At 65.1% G+C, this 21,588-nt stretch carries 21 protein-coding genes and 2 pseudogenes; 10 read left to right on the top strand and 13 right to left on the bottom strand.

From position 1 onward, the window contains the following. Positions 1-108: 108 nt before the first annotated feature. The 3 genes from ACT2B0_RS03010 to ACT2B0_RS03000 are packed head-to-tail and all read right to left on the bottom strand — an operon-like array spanning position 109 to position 3,515. Entirely contained in the window at positions 109-1,071 is a 963-nt protein-coding gene (locus ACT2B0_RS03010) for a DMT family transporter (RefSeq protein WP_473465752.1), read from the bottom strand. A 25-nt stretch (positions 1,072-1,096) separates the two neighbouring features. Then, positions 1,097-1,399 carry a DUF2933 domain-containing protein gene (locus ACT2B0_RS03005; RefSeq protein ID WP_473461298.1) on the bottom strand — a complete coding sequence of 101 codons (303 nt, stop codon included), beginning with the start codon at positions 1,397-1,399 and terminating at the stop codon, positions 1,097-1,099. Between the two features lie 16 nt (positions 1,400-1,415). Next, positions 1,416-3,515: a copper-translocating P-type ATPase gene (locus tag ACT2B0_RS03000; protein ID WP_473461296.1), complete on the bottom strand. Its 2,100-nt coding sequence runs from the start codon at positions 3,513-3,515 to the stop codon at positions 1,416-1,418. Between the two features lie 491 nt (positions 3,516-4,006). On the opposite strand from ACT2B0_RS03000, the gene ACT2B0_RS02995 reads away from it, so the two are divergent. The 3 genes from ACT2B0_RS02995 to ACT2B0_RS02985 all read left to right on the top strand — a co-directional run bounded on the left by ACT2B0_RS02995 (position 4,007) and on the right by ACT2B0_RS02985 (position 5,794). Continuing rightward, positions 4,007-4,327 (top strand): DUF5676 family membrane protein, encoded by a 321-nt coding sequence (locus tag ACT2B0_RS02995; RefSeq protein WP_473461295.1) that lies wholly within the window; start codon positions 4,007-4,009, stop codon positions 4,325-4,327. A 487-nt stretch (positions 4,328-4,814) separates the two neighbouring features. Further along, positions 4,815-5,144 (top strand): hypothetical protein, encoded by a 330-nt coding sequence (locus ACT2B0_RS02990; protein ID WP_473461293.1) that lies wholly within the window; start codon positions 4,815-4,817, stop codon positions 5,142-5,144. 68 nt (positions 5,145-5,212) lie between these two features. After that, the gene (locus tag ACT2B0_RS02985) at positions 5,213-5,794 is read left to right on the top strand and encodes an RNA polymerase sigma factor (protein WP_473461291.1); all 582 of its coding nucleotides are present in this window, start codon (positions 5,213-5,215) and stop codon (positions 5,792-5,794) included. A 555-nt stretch (positions 5,795-6,349) separates the two neighbouring features. Here the strand turns inward: ACT2B0_RS02985 and ACT2B0_RS02980 are convergent. The 4 genes and pseudogenes from ACT2B0_RS02980 to ACT2B0_RS02965 all read right to left on the bottom strand — a co-directional run bounded on the left by ACT2B0_RS02980 (position 6,350) and on the right by ACT2B0_RS02965 (position 7,748). Beyond that, on the bottom strand, positions 6,350-6,592 hold the full coding sequence (locus ACT2B0_RS02980) for a hypothetical protein (protein ID WP_473461289.1): 243 nt from the start codon (positions 6,590-6,592) through the stop codon (positions 6,350-6,352). A gap of 106 nt (positions 6,593-6,698) precedes the next feature. Continuing rightward, positions 6,699-7,063 (bottom strand): annotated as a pseudogene (locus ACT2B0_RS02975) (hypothetical protein). Then, positions 7,060-7,323: a hypothetical protein gene (locus ACT2B0_RS02970; protein WP_473461286.1), complete on the bottom strand. Its 264-nt coding sequence runs from the start codon at positions 7,321-7,323 to the stop codon at positions 7,060-7,062. The pseudogene ACT2B0_RS02975 and the gene ACT2B0_RS02970 overlap by 4 nt, the downstream one beginning before the upstream one ends. 212 nt (positions 7,324-7,535) lie before the next feature. Then, the gene (locus ACT2B0_RS02965) at positions 7,536-7,748 is read right to left on the bottom strand and encodes a hypothetical protein (protein ID WP_473461284.1); all 213 of its coding nucleotides are present in this window, start codon (positions 7,746-7,748) and stop codon (positions 7,536-7,538) included. Between the two features lie 74 nt (positions 7,749-7,822). Between ACT2B0_RS02965 and ACT2B0_RS02960 the strand changes: the two genes are divergently transcribed. The 4 genes from ACT2B0_RS02960 to ACT2B0_RS02945 all read left to right on the top strand — a co-directional run bounded on the left by ACT2B0_RS02960 (position 7,823) and on the right by ACT2B0_RS02945 (position 10,527). Next, positions 7,823-8,137: a co-chaperone GroES gene (locus ACT2B0_RS02960; RefSeq protein WP_473461281.1), complete on the top strand. Its 315-nt coding sequence runs from the start codon at positions 7,823-7,825 to the stop codon at positions 8,135-8,137. Between the two features lie 47 nt (positions 8,138-8,184). Next, complete coding sequence (gene groL, locus ACT2B0_RS02955) at positions 8,185-9,819, top strand: chaperonin GroEL (RefSeq protein ID WP_473461280.1); 1,635 nt, start codon at positions 8,185-8,187, stop codon at positions 9,817-9,819. Positions 9,820-9,891: 72 nt separating this feature from the next. Then, positions 9,892-10,284 carry a hypothetical protein gene (locus tag ACT2B0_RS02950; protein ID WP_473461277.1) on the top strand — a complete coding sequence of 131 codons (393 nt, stop codon included), beginning with the start codon at positions 9,892-9,894 and terminating at the stop codon, positions 10,282-10,284. 81 nt (positions 10,285-10,365) lie between these two features. Next, entirely contained in the window at positions 10,366-10,527 is a 162-nt protein-coding gene (locus ACT2B0_RS02945; protein ID WP_473461275.1) for a hypothetical protein, read from the top strand. Positions 10,528-10,771: 244 nt separating this feature from the next. Here the strand turns inward: ACT2B0_RS02945 and guaA are convergent, their stop codons facing one another. The 4 genes from guaA to katG form a co-directional block, all read right to left on the bottom strand. Then, positions 10,772-12,334, bottom strand: a complete 1,563-nt coding sequence (guaA, locus tag ACT2B0_RS02940) for a glutamine-hydrolyzing GMP synthase (protein ID WP_473461272.1) — start codon at positions 12,332-12,334, stop codon at positions 10,772-10,774. A 110-nt stretch (positions 12,335-12,444) separates the two neighbouring features. Continuing rightward, positions 12,445-12,903: a PaaI family thioesterase gene (locus ACT2B0_RS02935; protein ID WP_473461269.1), complete on the bottom strand. Its 459-nt coding sequence runs from the start codon at positions 12,901-12,903 to the stop codon at positions 12,445-12,447. Positions 12,904-13,046: 143 nt separating this feature from the next. Next, positions 13,047-14,333: an RsmB/NOP family class I SAM-dependent RNA methyltransferase gene (locus ACT2B0_RS02930; RefSeq protein ID WP_473461267.1), complete on the bottom strand. Its 1,287-nt coding sequence runs from the start codon at positions 14,331-14,333 to the stop codon at positions 13,047-13,049. A gap of 214 nt (positions 14,334-14,547) precedes the next feature. Then, complete coding sequence (gene katG, locus ACT2B0_RS02925; RefSeq protein ID WP_473461264.1) at positions 14,548-16,743, bottom strand: catalase/peroxidase HPI; 2,196 nt, start codon at positions 16,741-16,743, stop codon at positions 14,548-14,550. A gap of 377 nt (positions 16,744-17,120) precedes the next feature. Between katG and ACT2B0_RS02920 the strand changes: the two are divergent. Continuing rightward, positions 17,121-18,005: pseudogene (locus ACT2B0_RS02920) on the top strand (hydrogen peroxide-inducible genes activator); the annotation flags it as partial. A 33-nt stretch (positions 18,006-18,038) separates the two neighbouring features. Here ACT2B0_RS02920 and ACT2B0_RS02915 read toward each other — a convergent pair. Then, entirely contained in the window at positions 18,039-18,458 is a 420-nt protein-coding gene (locus ACT2B0_RS02915; RefSeq protein WP_473461261.1) for an MAPEG family protein, read from the bottom strand. A 176-nt stretch (positions 18,459-18,634) separates the two neighbouring features. Here ACT2B0_RS02915 and ACT2B0_RS02910 point away from each other — a divergent pair, with 176 nt between their 5' ends. Together ACT2B0_RS02910 and ACT2B0_RS02905 are read left to right on the top strand one after the other, a co-directional pair. Further along, positions 18,635-19,087, top strand: coding sequence for an Rrf2 family transcriptional regulator (locus tag ACT2B0_RS02910; protein WP_473461258.1), 453 nt, complete (start codon positions 18,635-18,637; stop codon positions 19,085-19,087). Continuing rightward, the gene (locus ACT2B0_RS02905) at positions 19,080-19,994 is read left to right on the top strand and encodes an NAD(P)/FAD-dependent oxidoreductase (RefSeq protein ID WP_473461256.1); all 915 of its coding nucleotides are present in this window, start codon (positions 19,080-19,082) and stop codon (positions 19,992-19,994) included. The genes ACT2B0_RS02910 and ACT2B0_RS02905 overlap by 8 nt, the downstream gene beginning before the upstream one ends. Before the next feature lie 16 nt (positions 19,995-20,010). On the opposite strand, the gene guaB is transcribed toward ACT2B0_RS02905, so the two are convergent. Next, entirely contained in the window at positions 20,011-21,513 is a 1,503-nt protein-coding gene (guaB, locus tag ACT2B0_RS02900) for an IMP dehydrogenase (RefSeq protein ID WP_473461253.1), read from the bottom strand. Positions 21,514-21,588 lie beyond the last annotated feature (75 nt).

Below are 21,588 nucleotides of genomic sequence, written 5' to 3'. Positions count from 1 at the left end.
TCTCCGCGGCCTGTGGCCATGTGCAGGACGTAAGCGCGCTCGGCTGCCGGCAGGCGTCAGCACCTTGCCGACGGCACTGACCGCGCCCCCGCCCGGCCGGCGCCGGTTTCAACGATCTGCGTGCGCCGGCGGCTCTTTTGACGGCCTTGGAGACCATGGCTCCCGACATGCGCCTCCCGGCGGCGCGGGCGTTCCGGCGCGGCTCCATTGGCCCGTTGCCAGCCAGACGCCAATGACCGACAACACGGCACCGGCAATCGTGAGCGTCGTTACCGTTTCCTCGAAAAACGCCCATCCAACCGTCAGGCCGATCACCGGGACAATGAAACTGAAGGCCACGGCTTGCGAAACTGTGAGCCGCGCGAGAGTGATTTGCCAGAGCCAGAAGGCGAGCGCCGTTCCAGGCAGCGCGAGCCCCAGCAACGCCACCACGAAACGCCCGGTCCAGTCGATCCTCGTCGGGTCTTCGAAGGCGATCGCCAGACCGGCCAGAAGGAACGCGCCGACTGAAAGCTGCAGCCCCATTGCCATGACCGGCGCGACCTCCTCGGCAAGACGCTTGATCGCGATGTGTCCGACCGCCACGCCGGTGGTCGCCAGCAGCACATAACCAAGGCCGATCATGTCGGTCGCGCTCGCGCCTGGCCGGAAGCTTGGCAGCGCGATGACGGCGACGCCGACGAAGCCGATCACGAGGCCGCTCCAGCCGGCCGCACCGGTGCGCTCCCCCAGAAAGGCGGTCGCCAGCAGCCCGGCGATCAGCGGCTGCCCGTTGGACATCACCGTCGCCAGCCCAGGCGCGACGAATTCGGCGCCATGGAACATGCCGAAATAGCCGATTCCGGTCATGCCGACGCCGGCAACGAGGATCCAGCGCCACTGCCGCCCGGCGGCCGGCCAGCTGACGCCCGTTGCCAAGGCCACCGCCATTAAGGTCGCGCCGCCGAGTGCCGCGCGCAGAGCGGCGAAACTCAGATGCGGGGCATCGTCGAGCGCCAAGGCGATCAGGGGGTAGCACATCGCCCACAGGGCCATGACGACGACCGCCAGAAGCCGGGGCGGTACGGACATCAGGACGCATACCGGGATTGTGCCCTCACGCGGTCCCCCGGTCGTCCTCGTCAGGCCAGTCGTCCTTCCGGATCGAGCGGTTACGTTCATGCCCGTCTCGACCATGCCCGCCATGTCCCCGTCCGCGATGCATGAAGACGTGCATGCCGCCGCACAGCGCCAGCAGCGCCGCGACGGAGAGCAGTTCGACAGGTAGGACGGCGCGATACTGGTAGACCAGTGCAGCAATCAGGCCGATCAGGAGTGCGATCAGCGGCCAGCTTCGGCCATTGTCGCGGCGTCCGGGCGGTGAGCCACGCCCGCCTTGCGGCGGCGGATTGTGTTGCATTGGATGATCTCCTTGATCATTGCGCGCCGGCGGGTGGTCGCACGGCGGCCGGCGCCGGGCCGGCACCGGCGCCGCGCTGCCGGTCGAGCCTGAGAAGCTGTGCGTTCAGCGCGCAAATGACGGTGCTGGCCGACATGAAGATCGCGCCGATGGCGGGGCTCAGCACCAAGCCCCAGGAAAAGAACACGCCGGCGGCGGCGGGAATCGCGAAAGCGTTGTAGCCGGTCGCCCAGGCGAGGTTCTGGATCATCTTGCTGTAGGTCGCCCGCGCCAGGCCGAGTATGGCGGCGACATCGCCAGGATCGGAGCGCACCAGCACGATGTCGGCGGTCTCGATGGCGACATCGGTGCCCGCGCCCACCGCGATCCCGACATTGGCCTGGGCGAGCGCGGGGGCGTCGTTGACCCCGTCGCCGGTCATCGCGACGATCAGCCCGCGTTCCTGGATCTTTCTGACCGTCTCGGCCTTTTGCTGCGGCAGGACCTCGGCGATCACTTCGTCGAGCCCGATCTGTCGGCCGACCCAGTCGGCCACTTGCCTGTTGTCGCCGGTCAGCATGATACAGCGAATGCCGAGCTTCTGCAGGTCGGCGATGGCCTGCCTGGATTCGGGCCGGACGATGTCGGCAAGCGCGATCGCCCCGGCGAGTTCGTTGTCGATCAGCACGAACACAACCGTCTTGCCTTCGCCGCTGAGCGTTTCGTAACGCGGATCGCCGATTTCAAACCCGTTGGCGCGCAAGTAACCGGGGCTGACGACCTTCACGTCCCGGCCCTTGACGGCCCCTTCGGCGCCCTTGCCGGGGATCGCCCTGAAATCGTCGACACCCCAAAGGTCGAGCGCGTCGTTGACGATGCCCTTGGCGATCGGATGTTCCGACCGGCTTTCGACCGCCGCGGCGTAGGCGACGATTTCGGCCTCCGTGTAGCGTGTGTCGAAGACCAGCGTGTCGGTGATTCCGAATTCGCCCTTGGTCAGCGTGCCGGTCTTGTCGAAGATGATGGCCTGGGTATTGCGCGCCTCCTCGAAGGCGGTGCGGTCGCGGATCAGGAGGCCGTTGCCGGCGGCGATAGCCGTCGAGCGTGCCACCACCAGCGGCACGGCGAGCCCCAGCGCGTGCGGGCAGGCGATGACCATGACGGTCACCGCGCGCTCCATGGCGAAGGCAAAGCCCTGGCCGGTCGCAAGCGTCCAGAAAAGAACGGTGACCAGGCCGCCGCCGAGGGCGATGAAGGTCAGCCAGCGCGCGGCGTTGTTGGCCAGATCCTGGGTCTTCGACTTGCTGGCCTGCGCGTCCTCCACCAGTCTGATGACGTTGGACAGGAAGCTGTCTTCGCCGGTGTGCACGACCTTGACGGTGAGCGCGCCCTCGCCATTGATCGAGCCGCCGATCACCTGCGCCTCGGGCCCCTTGTGGACCGGCCTGGACTCGCCGGTCAGCATGGCCTCGTTGAGTGCCGACTCGCCCTTGACGATCACCGCGTCCGCGGGAACCTTCTCTCCGGGCTTGACCAGCAGCGTCTCGCCGCCGGTCAAATCCGAGACCGAGACATCGCGGATGCCGCCATCGGGCTCGACCAGATGGGCGGTGTCTGGCATCAGCGCGGCGAGCTTTTCGAGCGCCTTGCCCGCGCCGATGATCGACTTCATCTCGATCCAATGGCCAAGCAGCATGATGGCGATCAGCGTCGCCAACTCCCAGAAGAAGGTCTCCTGCGAGCCGATGACGACCATCGCCATCGAATAGGCATAGGCCGCGGTGATGGCCACCGCGATCAGAGTCATCATGCCGGTGCGGCCGGTGCGCATCTCGGACCAGAAGCCGGACAGGAACGGCCAGCCGCCGTAAAAATAAACGACCGAGGACAACGCGGCGAGCACAGAGGCGTCGCCCGAAAAGTCGAGCGCCTGCTCGAGGCCCAGCCAGCCCTGGATCATCGGGGCGAGCAGCAGGATCGGCACGGTCAGGACGAGCGTGATCCAAAAGCGCCTGCGGTAGTCCGCGATCATCGCGCCATGGTCGTGGCCGCCATGAGCGTCATGGCCGTGATGCGTCCGCGACTTGGCGCGCGCGGCGCGGGAGTCTGCGTGGTGGTGGCTGGCCGCATGGTTCATTCAGGTGTTCCGGGTGGTGCGTATCCGGGCCGGCGCGAGGACCTTGGACAGGCTGGGCATAGGCCGGCGCGAGGACCTTGGACAGGCTGGGCATAGGCCGCCGCGCAGAAACAATATTCCCAGCCCCTTAGATGGCGCGTCCTTGCGATGATGCTTGTGCATGTCTTCGCCTCCATCGGTGACTGCCGCCCTCGGACACGGCCTTTCTCACCGACAAGGACGCCGAAGCCGCCGGTTCATTACGGCATTTCGCGGCGAAGGCTCGAAACCGGGCAATCGGAAGCGGATCGCTATGGGCGATGCGGGGCCGGCCCGGCAAGACCGGCCGATCCGGCTTCCTGGATCCGGTCCGTGCCGTCCGCCGCTCAATGCGCGCCGGGAACGCCGCGCGTAACGAGACGGGCTGCAGGACGTCTTTGTTGGCAGCCGGGTCATGCCCTCAGCCACCAGCCGAGCGGCAGCCGAAGGCCCGCGAGACGAGGAGGATTGCCATGAACACCGTCCGCACCGAGAGCGGCAGCGACCGCTCCGACAACGCGCCGCACGCAACCACCGGCCAGATCCCGGTATTTGCCCTTGGCATGAGCCTTGGCCTGTTTCTGGCGATCACATTTGCCGTATGCGTGATCTTCGATCTCGTTGTTCCCGGCCAGGCCATGTACCGGACATGGCTTGCCCTGATTCCCTGGTTCGAATGGCTGAGTTGGCCCGATTTCTTCTGGGGCCTTGGCGTTTCCTTCGTCTATGGGTGGTATGTCGCCCTGGTCTTCGCCCCGCTTTACAATCTATGCGCCGGTTGGGGTTCGCGATAACACCACCGACCTCAAGGGGCCGGCTGCCGTGGCGGCGCACCGCCGGTGAAGGTCACCGCCGCCAAAACCGCTGCTGCGTCTAAATGAACGCCAGCGCGTTAGTGCTCGTCCACGGTGTCGGGAAAGGCGGCAGCGCACAGCCCGCCGGACGTCCCAATGTGACAGTCCCTCATTCGCGCACGCCAATAGTATCATCGCCGGCGCAACCCTCTCTTCTGTCTGATTTGGCATCCGCGTTTCCACGCGCGGCCGATGCCGGCCACGGGTGTTTTGGCGGCTGGCCTATGTCATCCCCATGCCAACGAGCACGATGCAAAAAGCACGCAATGCCAATCACAACCGCGTGAACTACCGAAACCGGTCACGGAATTGACGGAGGTCAAGGCGAAGCCTTCGGTTCTTGTCGAGACTGCGGTTGCGATTTCATGAAACAAAGAGCCTGCCCGTGCGGCGCAAGAAAGCAAAAACGGTCTGGTGGTCAGCGCGCATGCGCGCCGGATTGCTGGTTTTGCTTGCCGCCATCACGCTCGCCATGGCGGCCGACTATCCCAGGCTCGCCGTAGCCGCCGAGGACACCTATCAGATCGCGGCCGATCCGACTGATCTGTCCTGCCGGCTGGCCACCAGCGAGCCTGACGTCGCCGTCGACCAGTGTTGCCGCCCGGCGGGGACTTGCGCCATCAGCCTGCCGCCGAAACCAATGGATGTCGGCGTCGTCTTGATCGCGAGCCGCCTGTCGATGAACCGCGGCGACCGGGATCCGCCAAGTCCCAGCTACCGGCCTTTCAAGCCACCCCGCCTTCAGACCCGAGCCTGAAGAACCGCCAGCGATGCGCGTCGTGCCCTCGCTGGCTGTCTTGCACGCCTTGAGTTTGGAGATTTGTCATGACTGCCCATCATGCCGCCGATGTCGCATCGGGCGCGGCCTATCGGGAGCCCGTTACCGCGGTTCAGCAGTGCCTTGTGGAACACCGCAAGGCGTATCTGCGCTATTTCCGGTGGCGGCTCAATCGCCCAGAAGATGCCGACGACGCATTTCAGGAACTCTGTTTGAAGGCCTTGCGCTGCAATGGCGCGCCTGACGACGTGTCCCATGCCGAGACCTGGCTGCACTGCGTCATGCGCTCGGTCCTTGTCGACCAGTACCGGCGCCGCGCCGCCAGAAGGCGCGGCGAGGACGCCTACCGCCGCGAACCGCGCGAGACCGAGACGAATCCGAGCACGGACGACGCGCCGGCCTGTCAATGCGTGACCGCCGCGCTGGCGCGTCTGCGCAACGACCAGGCCGAGCTGATCCGTCGCATCGACCTCAACGAAGAGGCTCGCGCCGCTGTTGCCGAAGATCATGGTGTGACCCAAAACAATCTCGGTGTGCGGCTTCACCGGGCGCGACAGGCGCTGAAGGAGGCGATCGCCGATGTCTGCGCGACCTGCGGCGATGGCCGCTTCTCCGATTGCGATTGCTGAAAACGACTTGCGGCCCGCCGCCAAGCGGCGGGCCGCTGCGGGTTGCGGCATCGCTCGACCACAATTTCCGCCTGCGCCCAAGCCCGGCGTCGTTCGGCCCGGTGGCATGGCTGTGCGAGGCGTTGGACGTCTCCCGCTCAGGCTTCGGTGCCTGGCTCAACCGCAGCCCCAGCGCGCGCTCGACAATGTCTTCACGCCGGCCCAGCGCCGCGCTCTATTCCTCACCGCGCAGGCCTTCAAGCTCGATGGGGATATTGTCCTCCGCCGAACAGTATTTGCGGGCGGCGCGGCAGATGTCCGGTCGAACGGGAGCAGTTCACCCGTAGTTGCAATTGAGAAAGACCGCGCCAGCGGCTGCGTCGGCTTGGCCAAGGACGGCCCCGCGCGATCATCGGAGCGCCGGCACGCCGGTGACGATGCTGGTATGGACACCACCAACGCTCGGCTTCAGTGCGACGGCCATGACCCGGGATGAAGGCATCGGAGCGGGGTACCTTGCCCTCCGCGCATCACGCCACGCGACATAACGCAAGCGTCCGGTTTGTTCGCGGACGGTCATACCGGCAATGTGGTATCGCCGATTATCGGGGCCTCGGTAACGCCGGAATAGATGACTTCCCCCTTGACGTCGGTAATCGTCATCGCATCCGGCCGCTGCGGCATGTCAATGGTCAGCGACAGCTGCCGGGCGGTATCGATCGCGGCGGCGACGTCGACGGCTTCCGCAGTCACGCGACCGACGACGGCATGAGCGTCGTCCGCATCGCGAGTGCGGTAAAACTCGATTACGACCCGCATCTCTATCCCTCCGCGATCCGCCGAGCAGGATGCTCCTCAGGGCTTACCCTTGCCGCGCGGCGCGTTGACGTTCGCGGCGAGCTTGATCTGTTCGCTGAAGCTGCTTTCAGCTTTTGGCGGCGCCTTTGCCTGCTTCGGCTTTCTGATCTCGCGATTGCTGCGTTTCTGGCCTTTGGCCATGATCAAACGTCCTTTCGATCAACTCGCGCCTTCGCCTGGCAGCGGAGCGCCAACCAGTTCGAGACTATCCTGGGTCGTCACCCGCTCATGACGCTCATCGTCGTTGCGGATGCGGTATTGCGGGGAGTCCCCTCGCGGCGGAAGCGTGGCGGTGATGTGATAGATGTCCGCCGGCAGAACAGGCGTTCCGAAGCCACCCTTCAGGCGCACAAGCTGCCCCACGGCGAAGAGATGCTTTGCCGCGTCGCGCGTACTCCGCCGGCTGCGGTGCGAGGGGATCGTGGTCATCATGACAATTCCTGGTCCTTTTCGAGTGCGGCATCGAGGTCCGCCGGATCGATCGGCACCATCTGTCGCGTGGTACCCTGCTTGGCGATCGCCGGCAGGTGAATGAACGTTCCAACGCGTCGCCAGGCCAGCCGCGAGACAACTTCGAGCAACTCCTCATCGTGATCGACGCGGTAGTCGCCGGCCGGTTGCGGCCCCTCGATGCCGGGGAGCAGGAAGGGCGATGTGAAGTGAACGACGGTCTGCGTTGTGCGTGCTGTCATGGCCGCGTGTCCCCGCAAAAGCACGCAAAAGGCGCCTCTCGCATCATACCAGTCCGAAGCGGAACGATCCTCAGGCTGTCAGTCCACCCGTAATCAGCGCAGGGCTCGTTCCAGAATTCGAACGGGCGGCACGCACGCCGGACCGGCGCCATGCATTCGCTGTCGAATAATCCCGCTCAAATGACGATACGCCAACTTCGACAGAAGTCAGCTCATCCAATCCACGCACACCCAACATACGCTTCAATCGCCACACGAACAAGATCGAGACCTTCTTTATTCGGATAAACAAACATTTTCTTTGCGATTTTCTCTCCATCACAGCCTTTTTTCAATAATTTTTGGACATTTTTCAGACAAAATCCGCTCAGGCCAAATTCTGAAAACTCAGATATTTTCTGGCGTACAAGAATAAATTTTGGCACTCCTATTATTCGAGTGCCAAAAGGGCTATATAGGAAGCGCGACCGCCCTATGCCCCGGCCGCAGAAAGAACCCAATGAAATTCCGCCCTCTCCACGACCGCGTCGTCATCCGACGCGCTGAAGGCGATCTCAAATCCAAAGGCGGGATCATCATCCCTGACACGGCGAAGGAAAAGCCTCAGCAAGGCGACGTGATCGCCATTGGCCCCGGCATGCGGGATGAACGCGGCAATTTGGTCGCGCCCGACATCGAGGTCGGCGATCGCATCCTGTTTGGCAAGTGGTCCGGCACGGAGATCAAGCTCGACGGTGAGGATCTCCTGATCATGAAGGAGACAGACATCATGGGCGTCGTCGAAAAGACCGCGGCGGCGAAAAAAGCCGCCTGACCGGGTTCTGCGTTCCTTGTCTTTCATTACCGAACTGGACGAACATCATGTCTGCCAAGCAAATCAGATTTTCCACCGACGCGCGCGACCGCATGTTACGCGGCGTCGAACTGCTCAACAACGCCGTCAAGGTGACGCTCGGCCCCAAGGGCCGCAACGTCGTCATCGACAAGGCCTACGGCGCGCCGCGCATCACCAAGGACGGCGTCACCGTCGCCAAGGAAATCGAGCTTGAAGACAAGTTCGAGAACATGGGCGCGCAGATGGTGCGCGAAGTCGCCTCCAAGACCAACGACATCGCCGGCGACGGCACCACGACCGCGACCGTCCTGGCCGCCTCCATCTTGCGCGAGGGCGTGAAACTGGTCGCCGCCAGCATGAACCCGATGGACCTCAAGCGCGGCATCGACCTCGGCGTTGCCGCCGTCGTCGCGGAGATCCAGGCGCAGGCGACGAAAGTCAAGTCGTCCAGCGAGATCGCGCAGGTCGGCACGATCGCCGCCAATGGCGACGCCACCGTCGGCGCGATGATCGCGAAGGCGATGGACAAGGTCGGCAACGAGGGCGTGATTACGGTCGAGGAAGCCAAGACCGCCGAGACCGAGCTCGAGGTCGTCGAAGGCATGCAGTTCGACCGCGGTTATCTCTCGCCCTATTTCGTCACCAATGCCGAGAAAATGCGGGTCGAGCTCGACGAGCCCTACATTCTCATCCACGAGAAGAAGCTTGGCAATCTGCAGACCATGCTGCCGATCCTGGAAGTCGTCGTGCAGAGCGGCAAGCCGCTGCTGATCATCGCCGAGGACGTGGAAGGCGAGGCGCTGGCGACCCTGGTGGTCAACAAGCTGCGCGGCGGCCTGAAGGTCGCGGCCGTCAAGGCGCCGGGCTTCGGCGATCGCCGCAAGGCGATGCTTGAGGACATCGCCATTCTCACCAGTGGCCAGGTGATCTCGGAAGACCTCGGGACCAAGCTTGAGAACGTGAACCTGGACATGCTCGGCCGCGCCAAACGGGTGGTGATCGACAAGGATACGACCACGGTGATCGACGGCACGGGCGACAAAGCGGGAATCGCCGCGCGAATCGCCCAGATCAAACAACAGATCGAGGAAACGACCTCCGACTACGACAAGGAAAAGCTGCAGGAGCGTCTGGCCAAGCTCGCCGGCGGCGTTGCCGTCATCCGCGTCGGCGGCGCGACGGAAACCGAGGTCAAGGAGAAGAAAGACCGCGTCGACGACGCGCTCAACGCGACCCGCGCGGCTGTCGAGGAAGGCATCGTTCCGGGCGGCGGCGTTGCGCTGCTGCGCGCCAGGATGGTTCTGCGCGCATTGACGGGCGCCAACGGCGACGAGACCGCGGGCATTTCGATCGTGCTGCGGGCGCTCGAGGCCCCAATCCGACAGATCGCCGAGAATGCCGGCGTCGAGGGGTCGACCGTCGTGGGAAAACTCACCGACAGCAAGGACCGCAACCAGGGTTTCGACGCCCAGACGGAAACCTATGTCGACATGATCAAGGCCGGCATCGTCGATCCGGCGAAAGTCGTGCGGACCGCGCTGCAGGATGCCGGGTCGATCGCCGCGTTGCTGATCACCGCCGAGGCGATGATTGCTGATATTCCCGCCAAGGATTCCGCCGCCGCCGCTGGCAATGGCGGGATGGGCGCAATGGACTACTGAGCAGTGGCTGAACCGTTTGGCCGACGCGGCCGCAAGGCGGTTCTGCAGAAACAATCACGAAGGAGTATCTCCATGGCCATGCAAAACGACGCCAAGAAATCGATCGCCCGCCGCTGGAACGACTACCAGCCGTCGAAATCGACACTCGTGTGGGCCTGTGCCGGCGCGGCCGTCGCCACCATGATTGTCGGCTTTTCCTGGGGCGGCTGGGTTACGGGAGGCACCTCGCGCGATCTTGCGGCAACGGCGGGCAGCGTCGCCCGCGGGGAATTGGCGAGCGACATCTGCGTCGAGCGCTTCAACGCCGCGGCGGGCTCCGCGACCCGCCTATCGGAGCTCAAGGCGATCAGCAGTGACTCTGCCAAGCGACGCTTCATCGAGGATGGCGGCTGGGCGACGATGCCCGGACAGACCACCCCCGACAGGCGTGGCGCCGAAGCCTGCGCTGCCGCCCTCATCGCTTAAGACTCGAGCGCACCGAGCCCGGCGGGCCGGACCACAGCTTCGGCCCACCTGCCGATCCACCCGTTGCAAGGGACGCGACCGATGATCACCTTCACCAAGAAAACCGAGCCCCGGCCCGACAAGAACGACGGGACCCGCATCGAGCAGCCGGGCAAGACCGTTCAGGAAAAACCCGGAAAAGCCGACGCCAAGGCGACCCGCGGTGTCACCGCACAGACGGATGAAGACAGCCGGCTTGTCTGAAACACACGAATGCCTGCGCAAAGGCGGTATGAAATGAGATATCTGGACCGAGTAAGGACGGAGCCGTCACTCTGGCTCTTGTTGCTGATCGTTTGCGGCCTGGTTGCAACCTTCCTCTACGTGGCCCTGACCAGCATTACCTATTGAACACGCCGCGAGCCCGAAACTGGTCGGCGAGGCAGCCATACCGCCGATCCTTGCTCGGACAGAACCGTGAACGAACCTGCCTGGCTACGCAGATATTCTATTCCCATTCGATGGTGCCGGGCGGCTTCGAGGTCACGTCGTAGACGACGCGGTTGATGCCGCGGACCTCGTTGATGATGCGGGTGGCGGCGCGGCCGAGAAATTCCATGTCGTAATGGTAGAAATCCGCCGTCATGCCGTCGACCGAGGTGACGGCACGCAGCGCACAGACGAATTCATAGGTGCGGCCGTCGCCCATCACGCCGACCGTCTGCACCGGCAAGAGTACGGCGAAGGCTTGCCAGATGGCGTCGTAGAGACCGGCCTTGCGAATCTCGTCGAGATAGATCGCGTCGGCCTCGCGCAGAATGTCGAGCTTGTCGCGGGTGATGCCGCCCGGACAGCGGATGGCGAGCCCCGGCCCCGGAAACGGATGCCGGCCGATGAAATGATCGGGCAGGCCGAGCTCCTTGCCGAGTACGCGCACCTCGTCCTTGAACAGTTCGCGCAGCGGCTCGACGAGCTGCATGTTCATGCGTTCCGGCAGGCCGCCGACATTGTGATGCGACTTGATGGTGACGGACGGGCCGCCGGTGAAGGACACGCTTTCGATCACGTCGGGATAGAGCGTGCCCTGAGCGAGGAAGTCGGCGCCGCCGAGCTTGTTGGCTTCCTCTTCGAAGACCTCGATGAACAGGCGGCCGATGGTCTTGCGCTTTTTCTCGGGGTCGGCCTCGCCCTCGAGCGCGCCGACAAACCGGTCGGCCGCGTCGACCAGCACCAGCGGCAGATTGTAATGTTCGCGGAACATGGCGACCACCTCGGCCGCCTCGTTTTTGCGCATCAGGCCATGGTCGACCAGGATGCAGGTAAGCTGGTCACCGACGGCCTCGTGGATCAAGAGCGCGGCGACGGAGGAATCCACCCCGCCCGACAGCGCGCAAATCACCTTGCCGTCGCCGATCTGGGCGCGGATCGAGGCGATCGCCTGCTCGCGATACGCGGCCATGGTCCAGTCGCCCTTCAGGCCGGCAATATCGATCACGAAATTGGCCAGCAGCCTGGCGCCGTCCGGCGTGTGGACGACTTCGGGATGAAACTGGACGGCATAGAAGCGGCGGGCCTCGTCGGCGATCGCGGCGAACGGCGCGCCGCTGGACGTGCCGACGACTTCGAAACCCGGCGGAATGTCGGTGACCCGGTCGCCGTGGCTCATCCAGACCTGATGGCGGGTTCCGGCGGCCCAGGCGCCCTTGAACAACGCGCAATCCTGCTTGACGTCCAGAAAGGCACGCCCAAACTCACGGTGGTGACCGGCCTCCACGGCGCCGCCAAGCTGCGCGCACATGGTCTGCTGGCCATAACAGATGCCCAAAACGGGAATGCCGGCCTCGAAGATCGCGTCGGGCGCGCGCGGCGAGCCGATGTCGACGGTGGAGTGCGGACTGCCGGACAGGATCACCGCCTTGGGCGCGATGCGCGCGAAGGCTTCGGCCGCGGACTGAAACGGGACGATCTCGGAATAGACACCGGCCTCGCGCACGCGCCGGGCAATCAGCTGGGTGACCTGGCTGCCGAAATCGATAATGAGGACGGTGTCGGGATGGGTGGTCTCTGTCATGACAGGGAACTAAGCCGAATCGCCCAACCACGCAATGGCCGACGCGGCATGGCTGTCCTGCGCTCACAGAAATCGGTGCATGGTTCCGGGCGGCGCGGCGACGCACGGCCTCAGCCGGCGAGATCCTCTCTGCCCTGCACCGTCATCATGGTGCCGGTCATGGTGGCGACCAGCTTGGCCTCGCCACTCTCGCCGAAGGCATAAGCCTGCCCGTCGGCCACGATGATGGTGCGGCCGGGTTTGGTGACGGAGCCGCGAAACAGGAAACGCTCGCCCTTTCCCGGCGCGAGCAGATTGACCTTGAACTCGATGGTCAGCACGGCGGCGTCGGCCGGCATCAGCGAATAGGCCGCGTAGCCGCAGGCCGAATCGAGCGCCGCCGAGATCACCCCGGCATGCAGGAAACCGTGCTGCTGGGTGAGCGCCTCGCTATAGGCCAGTTCGATCTCCACCATGCCCGGCGTGACCCGGGTGAGTTCGGCGCCGATTGTCGTCATCGCCCGCTGGCGCGCGAAACTGGAGCGCACCCGCTCTTCGAACCCATCCTCCGGCACGATCATCGCTGCCATGTGCTGCTCCTTCGCGGTGTTCGGGCACGGCATGGCGCGCCGCGTGCAATCCTTAGCCGGCCGGACATTGTCGCAAGCCCTCTACTGCATTGCAAAGAGAAAAATGCTGCGCTGCAAAATCAGAATAACGGCCGACCGATCCGTCAACCGATCTTTTGCACCATGGCGAAGAAGAATCCGTCCGTGCCGGTCAGCCGCGGCGACAAAAGCAACCCCGGATCGGTCTTTCGGCAGCGCGCGGCGTGTGCTGGGAAGCGGTCGCGCCACAAGGCCGCGGCATCGACGGCGACGAAATCCGCGTTCGCCTCCAGAAAATTGCGCACCTGACCCTGATTCTCCTCGGGAAAGACCGAGCAGGTGATGTAGGCGAGACGGCCGCCAGGCTTCACGAACCGGCTGGCGCGCTGCAGGATGGCGGCCTGCTCGGACAGGCGCACCTCGACCTGGCGCGCCGTCAAGCGCCATTTCGCGTCGGGACGGCGCCGCCACGTGCCCGAACCGCTGCACGGCGCGTCGACGACCACAAGGTCCATGCGCCCGGCCAGCGGTTCGAGTTCGCCCGCACGCGCGGTCACCTGCACGTTGCGGCACTCGGCGCGGCGCAAACGCTCGAAGATCGGCGCCAACCGGGCCTTCTCGGCATCGTAGGCAAAAAGCTGGCCGCCGTTTTCCATCGCCGCGGAAAGCGACAGCGTCTTGCCGCCCGCGCCCGCGCAATAGTCCAGCACCTGCATGGCGGCGGTGGCGCCGGCCAGCTCGGCGGTCAGCTGCGAGCCCTCGTCCTGAACTTCGAACCAGCCCTTGCGGAAGCCGGGCTCGGCCTGGACATTGGGGTGGCGACCGCTGCCGCGGATCGGCGGGATGCGCACGCCATACGGGGCGATCCGAGTCGGCCCCGCGCCGCTGCGCTCGATCTCCTGCAGCACGCGCTCGCGGCTTGCGCGCAGCGGATTGACGCGCAGATCGAGCGGCGGACGGGAGGCAAGTGCTGCCGCCTCGTCAACCCAGTCGGCCCCGAACGCGGCTTCGATTAGCGGAATACACCAATCCGGACAGTCGGCCCGCACCGGATCGGGAGCCTGCGCAAGCGTGTTGTCCGCCACCGCGCGACGCTCGTCGTCCGACAAGGGCGGCGGGGAAAACCCATCCTTGGCCGTTGCGGCATCGATGTCGGCCAGGTCCAGATCCCATTCAAGCAACAGCGCGCCCAGGGCCAGGGCGCGCGGGGCGTCCGACTGGAACAGCCACGCCGCCGAACGGCGACGGCGCAAAGCATCGTAGACGATATTGCCGATCGCGCCGCGGTCGCCGGAGCCGGCGAAGCGATGCGAGAGGCCCCAATCCTTCAACGCGTCGGCGGCAGGCCGATGACGCGTGTGGATATCGTCGATGATTTCGATGGCGGCGGCGAGCCGTCCCCCTAGACGCATTCCGGTGTCCCCGATGTCGGCATACCCGATTACCGAGCGACCTAAACCATCTTGCCGGCGTGGTGAAGGGGTTTTGCTCGGGCTTGCCAAGACGCATGCCGAAAACCACTACTCCCGGCACGCGAAGGGCGCGGCCGAGGCCGCGCCCTTATGGTTCGTTTACGGTCGCGCCACCGCCCCCGACGCGAGGACGGCAACGCCGGCGCATACCGGATCAGGCGAGATCGAACCGATCTGCGTTCATCACCTTGTTCCAGGCCGCCACGAAGTCGGCAACGAACTTACCTTGCGCATCGTCCTGGCCGTAGACCTCGGCCAGGGCACGGAGTTGGGAATTCGACCCAAAGACCAGATCGACACGGGTCCCGGTCCATTTCAGTTCGCCCGTCTTGCGGTCGCGGCCCTCGAACGTGTCCTCGTCCTCGGAAACCGCCTTCCACTGCGTGCCCATATCGAGCAGGTTGGCGAAGAAATCGTTGGTCAGCGTTTCGGTGCGCGCGGTGAAGACGCCGTGGTTCGACTGGCCGTGATTGGCGCCCAAGACGCGCAGGCCGCCGACAAGCACGGTCATTTCCGGCGCGGTCAGCGTCAGCAGTTGGGCCCGATCGAGCAGCATTTCTTCGGCTGGCACGGTGAACCGCGTCTTGAGGTAGTTGCGGAACCCGTCCGCAACCGGCTCCAGCACGTCGAAGGATTCCACGTCGGTATCTTCCTGCGCAGCGTCAGTCCGCCCCGGCGAAAAGGCGACTTCAACATCGTGGCCTGCGGCTTTCGCGGCTTTTTCGACCGCCGCGTTGCCGCCCAGCACGATCAGGTCGGCGAGCGAGACCTTCTTGTTGCCGCTCTGCGCGGCGTTGAAGTCGCTCTGGATGCCGCTGAGCGTGTCAAGCACCTTGGCGAGTTGGGCCGGCTGGTTGACCTCCCAATCCTTCTGCGGCGTCAGGCGGATACGGGCGCCGTTGGCGCCGCCGCGCTTATCGGAACCGCGATAGGTCGAGGCCGAGGCCCAAGCGGTCGAAACGAGCTCGGATATCGAAAGGCCGGAGGCGAGGATCTTGCCCTTCAGCGCGGCGATGTCGGCGTCGTCGATCAGGTCATGGTCGACCGGCGGGATCGGATCCTGCCACAACAAGTCCTCGCTGGGGACCTCGGGGCCAAGATAGCGCGATTTGGGACCCATGTCGCGATGGGTCAGCTTGAACCAGGCCCTGGCGAAAGCGTCGGCGAATTCGTCCGGGTTTTGATGGAAGCGCCGCGAAATCGGCTCGTAGATCGGGTCCATGCGCATCGCCATGTCGGCGGTCGTCATCATGGTCGGCACCCGCTTGGAGGGATCGTGAGCGGCCGGGGCGAGATCCTTGTCGGCAACGTCCTTCGGTTTCCACTGCCAGGCGCCGGCGGGGCTCTTGGTCAGTTCCCATTCATAACCGAACAGCATGTCGAAATAGCCGTTGTCCCATTTGATCGGATCGGGGGTCCAGGCGCCTTCCAGGCCGCTGCCGATCGCATCCCCCCACACACCGGAGCCGAAGCTGCTCTTCCAGCCGAGCCCCATTTCGGCCAGGCCGGCCGCCTCCGGCTCGGGCCCGACCAGCGCCGCATCGCCGGCACCGTGGCACTTGCCGAACGTATGGCCGCCGGCGGTCAGCGCAACGGTCTCCTCGTCGTTCATGGCCATGCGCGCAAAAGTCTCACGGATATCGCGGCCCGAAGCAACCGGATCCGGTTGGCCGTTCGGACCTTCCGGGTTGACGTAGATCAGCCCCATCTGCACGGCGGCTAGCGGGTTTTCGAGATCGCGTTCGCCCGAATAGCGTTTGTCGTCGAGCCAGACGTCTTCCGCGCCCCAATAGATGTCTTCCTCCGGCTCCCAGATATCCTCGCGGCCGCCGGCGAACCCGAACGTCTTGAAGCCCATCGATTCCAGCGCGACGTTGCCGGTGAGGACAAGCAGGTCCGCCCAGGAGATCTTGTTGCCGTATTTCTGCTTGATCGGCCACAGCAGCCTGCGGGCCTTGTCGAGATTCACATTGTCCGGCCAGCTGTTGAGCGGGGCAAAGCGCTGCGAACCGGACGAGGAGCCGCCGCGGCCGTCGCCGGTGCGATATGTGCCGGCGCTGTGCCATGCCATGCGGATGAAGAGCGGCCCGTAATGACCATAGTCGGCCGGCCACCAATCCTGGCTGTCGGTCATCAGGGCGTGAAGGTCCTTCTTCACGGCGGCCAGATCGAGTTTCTTGAACGCCTCGGCATAGTTGAACGCCGGGCCCATCGGGTCGGACAGGGCCGAGTTCTGGTGCAGAATTTTCAGGTTCAACTGGTTGGGCCACCAGTCGCGGTTCGACCTGACACCGACGGAGGTGTGCAGGACCGGACATTTGCCCGCGTTCTTGTCAGTCTTGGCGTCCATCTCGTTCTCCGTTTCGATCTTGAATGTTTTCAGCCACCGCGCAAAGCCTTTCCGGACCGCGGAGCGAATGCCATGCCGGTTCGGCCGCAACGCCACGCGCGCTCCACCGCGACCGGCTCAAGCCCGCGGCCTGGTTGCTGGCAGGCAAACATATCTGCGGGCGGCGTACTCCGGCCACAGCGCCGATCGCAGGATGGTCGAAAGCGAATTCTTCCTCCCATCGCGACTTCTCCTCCGATCGCGACATTGTCGGCGCCGTCGACATCGCAGCGGACCGGGGATCGGGGATCGGCTGCGTTCACCGAATAAACTCAGACTAGGCTGGATTATTCATAGATACAAATTGCGAATTCTGTTCATTTTGATAATTTAAAATTATGATTAGATTGACCCTGCGGCAGATGGAATATTGCGAAGCGCTGGCCGAAAGCCTGCATTTCGGGCGCGCCGCAGCACTGGTCGGGGTGACCCAGCCTGCGCTTTCGGCGCAGATCGCCGAAATGGAGGAAAAGCTCGGCTGCCGGCTTTTCGAACGCGGCCGCGCCGGCGTCAGGCTGACGGAGGATGCGCGCTCGCTGCTGCCGCGCTTCGCCGCCGTTCTTTCGGAAGTCCGCGAGATCGAGGCGGCCACGCAGAGCGGTCGCCGGCCGATGGAAGGACGTTTCCGGCTCGGCCTGATCCCCACCGTCGCCCCCTATCTGCTACCACGGGTGCTGCCCACGCTGCGACAGCAGTTTCCCGATCTGCAGCTCGAACTGCGCGAGGCGGTGACGGCGACATTGGTCTCGGAGACATCGGTGGGCGGGCTCGACGCCTTCATCGCCGCCCTGCCGATCGAGGCGCCGGGCCTGACGGCCGAGCCGCTGTTCGAGGACCGGTTCTTTCTCGCCGCGCCGGCCGACGACCCGGATTTTGTCGCGCCGCCGGTGCCGCCGGAAAGCCCTGCCCTGGAAAAACTGATGCTGCTCGAGGAAGGCCACTGCCTGCGCGAACAGGCGCTTGCCGTATGCGGCAGCGTCAAGCCGGTGGCGATGGCGAGCTACGGCGCGACTAGCCTGACGACATTGCTGCAGATGGTCGCCCATGGGCTCGGCGTGACCTTGATCCCCGAAATGGCGATCACGGCGGCCAGCCAGACCCGCGGTCTAAAGGTGGTGCCGTTCGCAGCCCCTGTGCCTGCGCGCACGATCTGCCTCGCGCGGCGCAAGAACGGCGCCAGGGCCGAGGAATGCCGCACCCTGGCCAGGCTGATACGCGGCATCATCGAGGCGGCGCCGGAGCCGCCCCGGTCGGAATCAGACGAGCGCCAGGAGATGCAGCGCCAGCCACAGCCACATCGCGCCAAGCGCGAGAAAGCCGAGAGCAAAGGCAGGCTGGCGGTGACGGATGCGGTTGGTGGTGACATGGACGATGGCGTGGACACAGCGTGACGCCACGAACAGCCAAGCCAATATCACCGCGACCAGCCCGGCGCCGCCGGTGACATAAAGCGCCAGACAGCCGGAATGGAACAGCACCGGCAGTTCGAACTGGTTGGCCAAATTGTTGCGCACGTATTGACTTTCCGGCGGCTCGACAACGTTCTCGCGGAACTGCGACGGCTTGGCCGACCCTGCCCTGACGGCGGCGCGGCGACGGCGGGCAATCAGTACATAGATGGAATAGACCAGGACGACATGGGCGATCATCGGCCAGATGATGGCGGTCTGGTTCATGCGCGGCGCTCCTTCACGCAGTTGGTCTCGCTCCAAGCCGATAGCACGTGCGGACCCCACACGCGACAGCCGGGCGCAGGGAGCGTTCAGATGAACGGCGCGGCCGCGGGACCGGATCCGGCGCAGCGCCCCTGCCCGGCTTGACATCCGGTCTTTCATGTAACATCTATTGATACATGAAACGCGATACACGACTTTCCGCCATGCTGCACCTGCTGCTGCACATGGCAGACACCGACAGGCCGCTCAGATCAGCGGACCTGGCGCGCTTCATGCACGGCAACGCGGCGGCGGTGCGCCGCACCATGGCGGGGCTGCGCCGGGCCGGGATCGTCGTCTCCGAAAAAGGCCATGGCGGGGGCTGGTCTTTGGCCCGCGACCTGGAAGCGATCACGCTCGCCGACATCCATCGCGCGCTCGGCGCGCCGGACTTCTTCGCATTCGGCAACCGCCACAGCCAACCCGACTGCCTTATCGAACAATCAGTCAACGCCGCGCTGGAAGATTCGATGCGCGACGCCGAACGGCGTATCCTGGCACGCCTGTCTTCGGTCACGCTCGCCGACATTTTCGCCGATTTCCGCGACCGGTTCGACCAATATCCGGGAAAGGGAGACTTTCATGTTTGACGTCATCATCGTCGGCGGCAGCTATGCCGGCATGTCGGCGGCCTTGCCTCTCGCACGCGCCCGGCGCAGCATCGCGATCGTCGATGGAGGCGAGCGCCGCAACCGCTTCGCCCACAGCTCGCACGGTTTTCTCGGCCGTGACGGCCATGCGCCCGAGGCAATCGCACGCGAGGCGCGGCAGCAATTGCTCGCCTATCCGACCGTGACCTGGCTTGAGGGTCGCGCCATGGCGGCATCGGGACGGATCGACGGTTTCGAGGTCACGCTCGACGATGACAGAAAGCTCGCCGGCCGCCGTGTGGTGATCGCCTGTGGCGTTACGGACATCCTGCCCGAGATTCCCGGCCTGGCCGCGCACTGGGGCGTCGGCGCGATGGCCTGTCCCTACTGTCACGGCTACGAGCTCGAACGCGGTCGCATCGGCGTTCTGGCGACCAGCCCGATGGCGTTGCATCAGGCCATGATGCTGCCGGAATGGGGACCCACCACATTGCTCGTCAACGCCGCCGTAGCGCCGGATGCGCACGAACTGGCGGAACTCGAGCGACGCGGCGTTGCAATCGAGCCGGTCGCCGTCGCCGAGATCGGCGGCGAGGCTGGCGCCCCGGTCGCGATCCTGCGCGACGGGCGGCATCTTGCCTTCGACGGACTGTTCGTCACGCCGCGCACGCGCATCGCCAGCGCCATCCCCGAACAAATGGGCTGCGTGCTCGAGGACGGGCCCCTCGGCCCGATGATTGTCACCGACGATACCCGGCAGACCACGGTGCTCGGCGTTTTCGCCTGCGGCGACGTCGTGCGTCCGGTCGCCTCGGTGGCGCTGGCGGTGGGAGACGGCGCCTTCGCCGGCACCGCCACGCACCGCTCGCTGATCTTCGAGACCGCCGCTCAGGCCCGGGCCGCGTGAGCCCGGCGCGGAGCGGTCAGCTCATGCCCGGATAGTTGGGGCTCTCGCGGGTGATGGTAACGTCGTGGGTATGGCTTTCGCGCAAACCGGCGCCGGAAATACGCACGAAGGTCGCGCGACGGCGAAACGTCTCCAGATCCTGCGCGCCGACATACCCCATCGCCGCCTTCAACCCGCCGACGAGCTGGTGCAGAACCCCGCTGACGGGCCCCTTGTAGGGCACCTGGCCCTCGATCCCCTCGGGCACCAGCTTGAGCGTGTCGCGCACCTCGGCCTGAAAATAGCGGTCGGCCGAGCCGCGCGCCATCGCCCCCACCGAGCCCATGCCGCGATAGGCCTTGAAGGAACGTCCCTGGTGCAGATAGACCTCGCCGGGGCTTTCCTCGGTGCCCGCCAGCAGCGAGCCGACCATGGCCGCGCGCGCGCCGGCAGCCAGCGCCTTGGCCAGATCGCCGGAATATTTGATGCCGCCGTCGGCGATCACCGCGATGCCCTGCCTGTCGGCCTCCTCGGCGGCCGCCATGATCGCCGAGAGCTGCGGCACGCCGACGCCGGCCACGATCCGGGTGGTGCAGATCGAGCCCGGCCCGATGCCGATCTTGACCGCATCCGCGCCGGCGTCGATCAGCGCCTTGGTTCCATCCGCGGTCGCAACGTTGCCTGCAACGATGCGCACGGCGTTCGACAGTTTCTTGGCGCGCGCGACCGCATCCAACACGCGCTGCGAATGGCCGTGCGCCGTATCGATGACCAAAAGGTCGACGCCGGCATCGATCAGCCGCTCGGCGCGTTCGAACCCGTCATCGCCGACGCTGGTCGCGGCCGCGGCCCGCAGCCGGCCCTGGGCGTCTTTGGACGCATTCGGGTTGAGCTGCGTCTTTTCGATATCCTTGACCGTGATCAAGCCGATGCAACGGCCGTGCTCGTCGACCACCAGCAGCTTTTCGATGCGGCGCTGATGCAAGAGACGCTGGGCTTCCTTCTGGTCGACGCCGTCCTTGACCGTCACCAGGTTCTCATGGGTCATCAGCTCCGAAACCTTCTGGTCCGGGTCCGAGGCGAAACGCACGTCGCGGTTGGTGAGGATACCGACCAGCCGTCCGGTCTTGTGGCCGCCGGCACCGCCGTTTTCGACCACCGGAATGCCGGATATGCCGTGCGAGCGCATCAACGCCTGGGCATCGGCAAGCGTGGCATCGGGGCCGATGGTGACAGGATTGACCACCATGCCGGATTCGAACTTCTTGACCTGGCGGACCTCCTCGGCCTGTTCGGCGGGAGAAAAATTACGGTGGATGACGCCGATGCCACCGGCCTGCGCCATCGCGATGGCGAGCCGCGATTCGGTGACGGTGTCCATCGCCGCCGACAGGATGGGAATATTGAGATCGATGTCGCCGGCAATGCGGGTGCTGACCTCGGTCTGCCCCGGCAGCACGTCCGAATGGCCCGGCTGCAGAAGTACGTCGTCGAAGGTCAGCGCTTCCAGACCGGTCACGCTTTCGATGATTTTCGCCATGGCCATTCCTTGAATGCTGAAACCGGCGCGGCCCCCGTGGCCACACCGAACCGCTGATTTCCCGTTCAGGATTGG

The sequence above is a fragment of the Nitratireductor sp. J20-h4 genome (assembly GCF_056780505.1).
The sequence above is the reverse complement of the archived record's forward strand: the minus strand, read 5'-3'. Positions and strand labels throughout refer to the sequence as shown.

Coding starts and splice junctions, on each gene's coding strand:
- ACT2B0_RS03010 (WP_473465752.1), bottom strand. CDS start 1,071: ATGTCCGTACCGCCCCGGCTTCTGGCGGTCGTCGTCATGGCCCTGTGG.
- ACT2B0_RS03005 (WP_473461298.1), bottom strand. CDS start 1,399: ATGCAACACAATCCGCCGCCGCAAGGCGGGCGTGGCTCACCGCCCGGA.
- ACT2B0_RS03000 (WP_473461296.1), bottom strand. CDS start 3,515: ATGAACCATGCGGCCAGCCACCACCACGCAGACTCCCGCGCCGCGCGC.
- ACT2B0_RS02995 (WP_473461295.1), top strand. CDS start 4,007: ATGAACACCGTCCGCACCGAGAGCGGCAGCGACCGCTCCGACAACGCG.
- ACT2B0_RS02990 (WP_473461293.1), top strand. CDS start 4,815: ATGCGCGCCGGATTGCTGGTTTTGCTTGCCGCCATCACGCTCGCCATG.
- ACT2B0_RS02985 (WP_473461291.1), top strand. CDS start 5,213: ATGACTGCCCATCATGCCGCCGATGTCGCATCGGGCGCGGCCTATCGG.
- ACT2B0_RS02980 (WP_473461289.1), bottom strand. CDS start 6,592: ATGCGGGTCGTAATCGAGTTTTACCGCACTCGCGATGCGGACGACGCT.
- ACT2B0_RS02970 (WP_473461286.1), bottom strand. CDS start 7,323: ATGACAGCACGCACAACGCAGACCGTCGTTCACTTCACATCGCCCTTC.
- ACT2B0_RS02960 (WP_473461281.1), top strand. CDS start 7,823: ATGAAATTCCGCCCTCTCCACGACCGCGTCGTCATCCGACGCGCTGAA.
- groL (WP_473461280.1), top strand. CDS start 8,185: ATGTCTGCCAAGCAAATCAGATTTTCCACCGACGCGCGCGACCGCATG.
- ACT2B0_RS02950 (WP_473461277.1), top strand. CDS start 9,892: ATGGCCATGCAAAACGACGCCAAGAAATCGATCGCCCGCCGCTGGAAC.
- ACT2B0_RS02945 (WP_473461275.1), top strand. CDS start 10,366: ATGATCACCTTCACCAAGAAAACCGAGCCCCGGCCCGACAAGAACGAC.
- guaA (WP_473461272.1), bottom strand. CDS start 12,334: ATGACAGAGACCACCCATCCCGACACCGTCCTCATTATCGATTTCGGC.
- ACT2B0_RS02935 (WP_473461269.1), bottom strand. CDS start 12,903: ATGGCAGCGATGATCGTGCCGGAGGATGGGTTCGAAGAGCGGGTGCGC.
- ACT2B0_RS02930 (WP_473461267.1), bottom strand. CDS start 14,333: ATGCGTCTAGGGGGACGGCTCGCCGCCGCCATCGAAATCATCGACGAT.
- katG (WP_473461264.1), bottom strand. CDS start 16,743: ATGGACGCCAAGACTGACAAGAACGCGGGCAAATGTCCGGTCCTGCAC.
- ACT2B0_RS02915 (WP_473461261.1), bottom strand. CDS start 18,458: ATGAACCAGACCGCCATCATCTGGCCGATGATCGCCCATGTCGTCCTG.
- ACT2B0_RS02910 (WP_473461258.1), top strand. CDS start 18,635: ATGAAACGCGATACACGACTTTCCGCCATGCTGCACCTGCTGCTGCAC.
- ACT2B0_RS02905 (WP_473461256.1), top strand. CDS start 19,080: ATGTTTGACGTCATCATCGTCGGCGGCAGCTATGCCGGCATGTCGGCG.
- guaB (WP_473461253.1), bottom strand. CDS start 21,513: ATGGCGAAAATCATCGAAAGCGTGACCGGTCTGGAAGCGCTGACCTTC.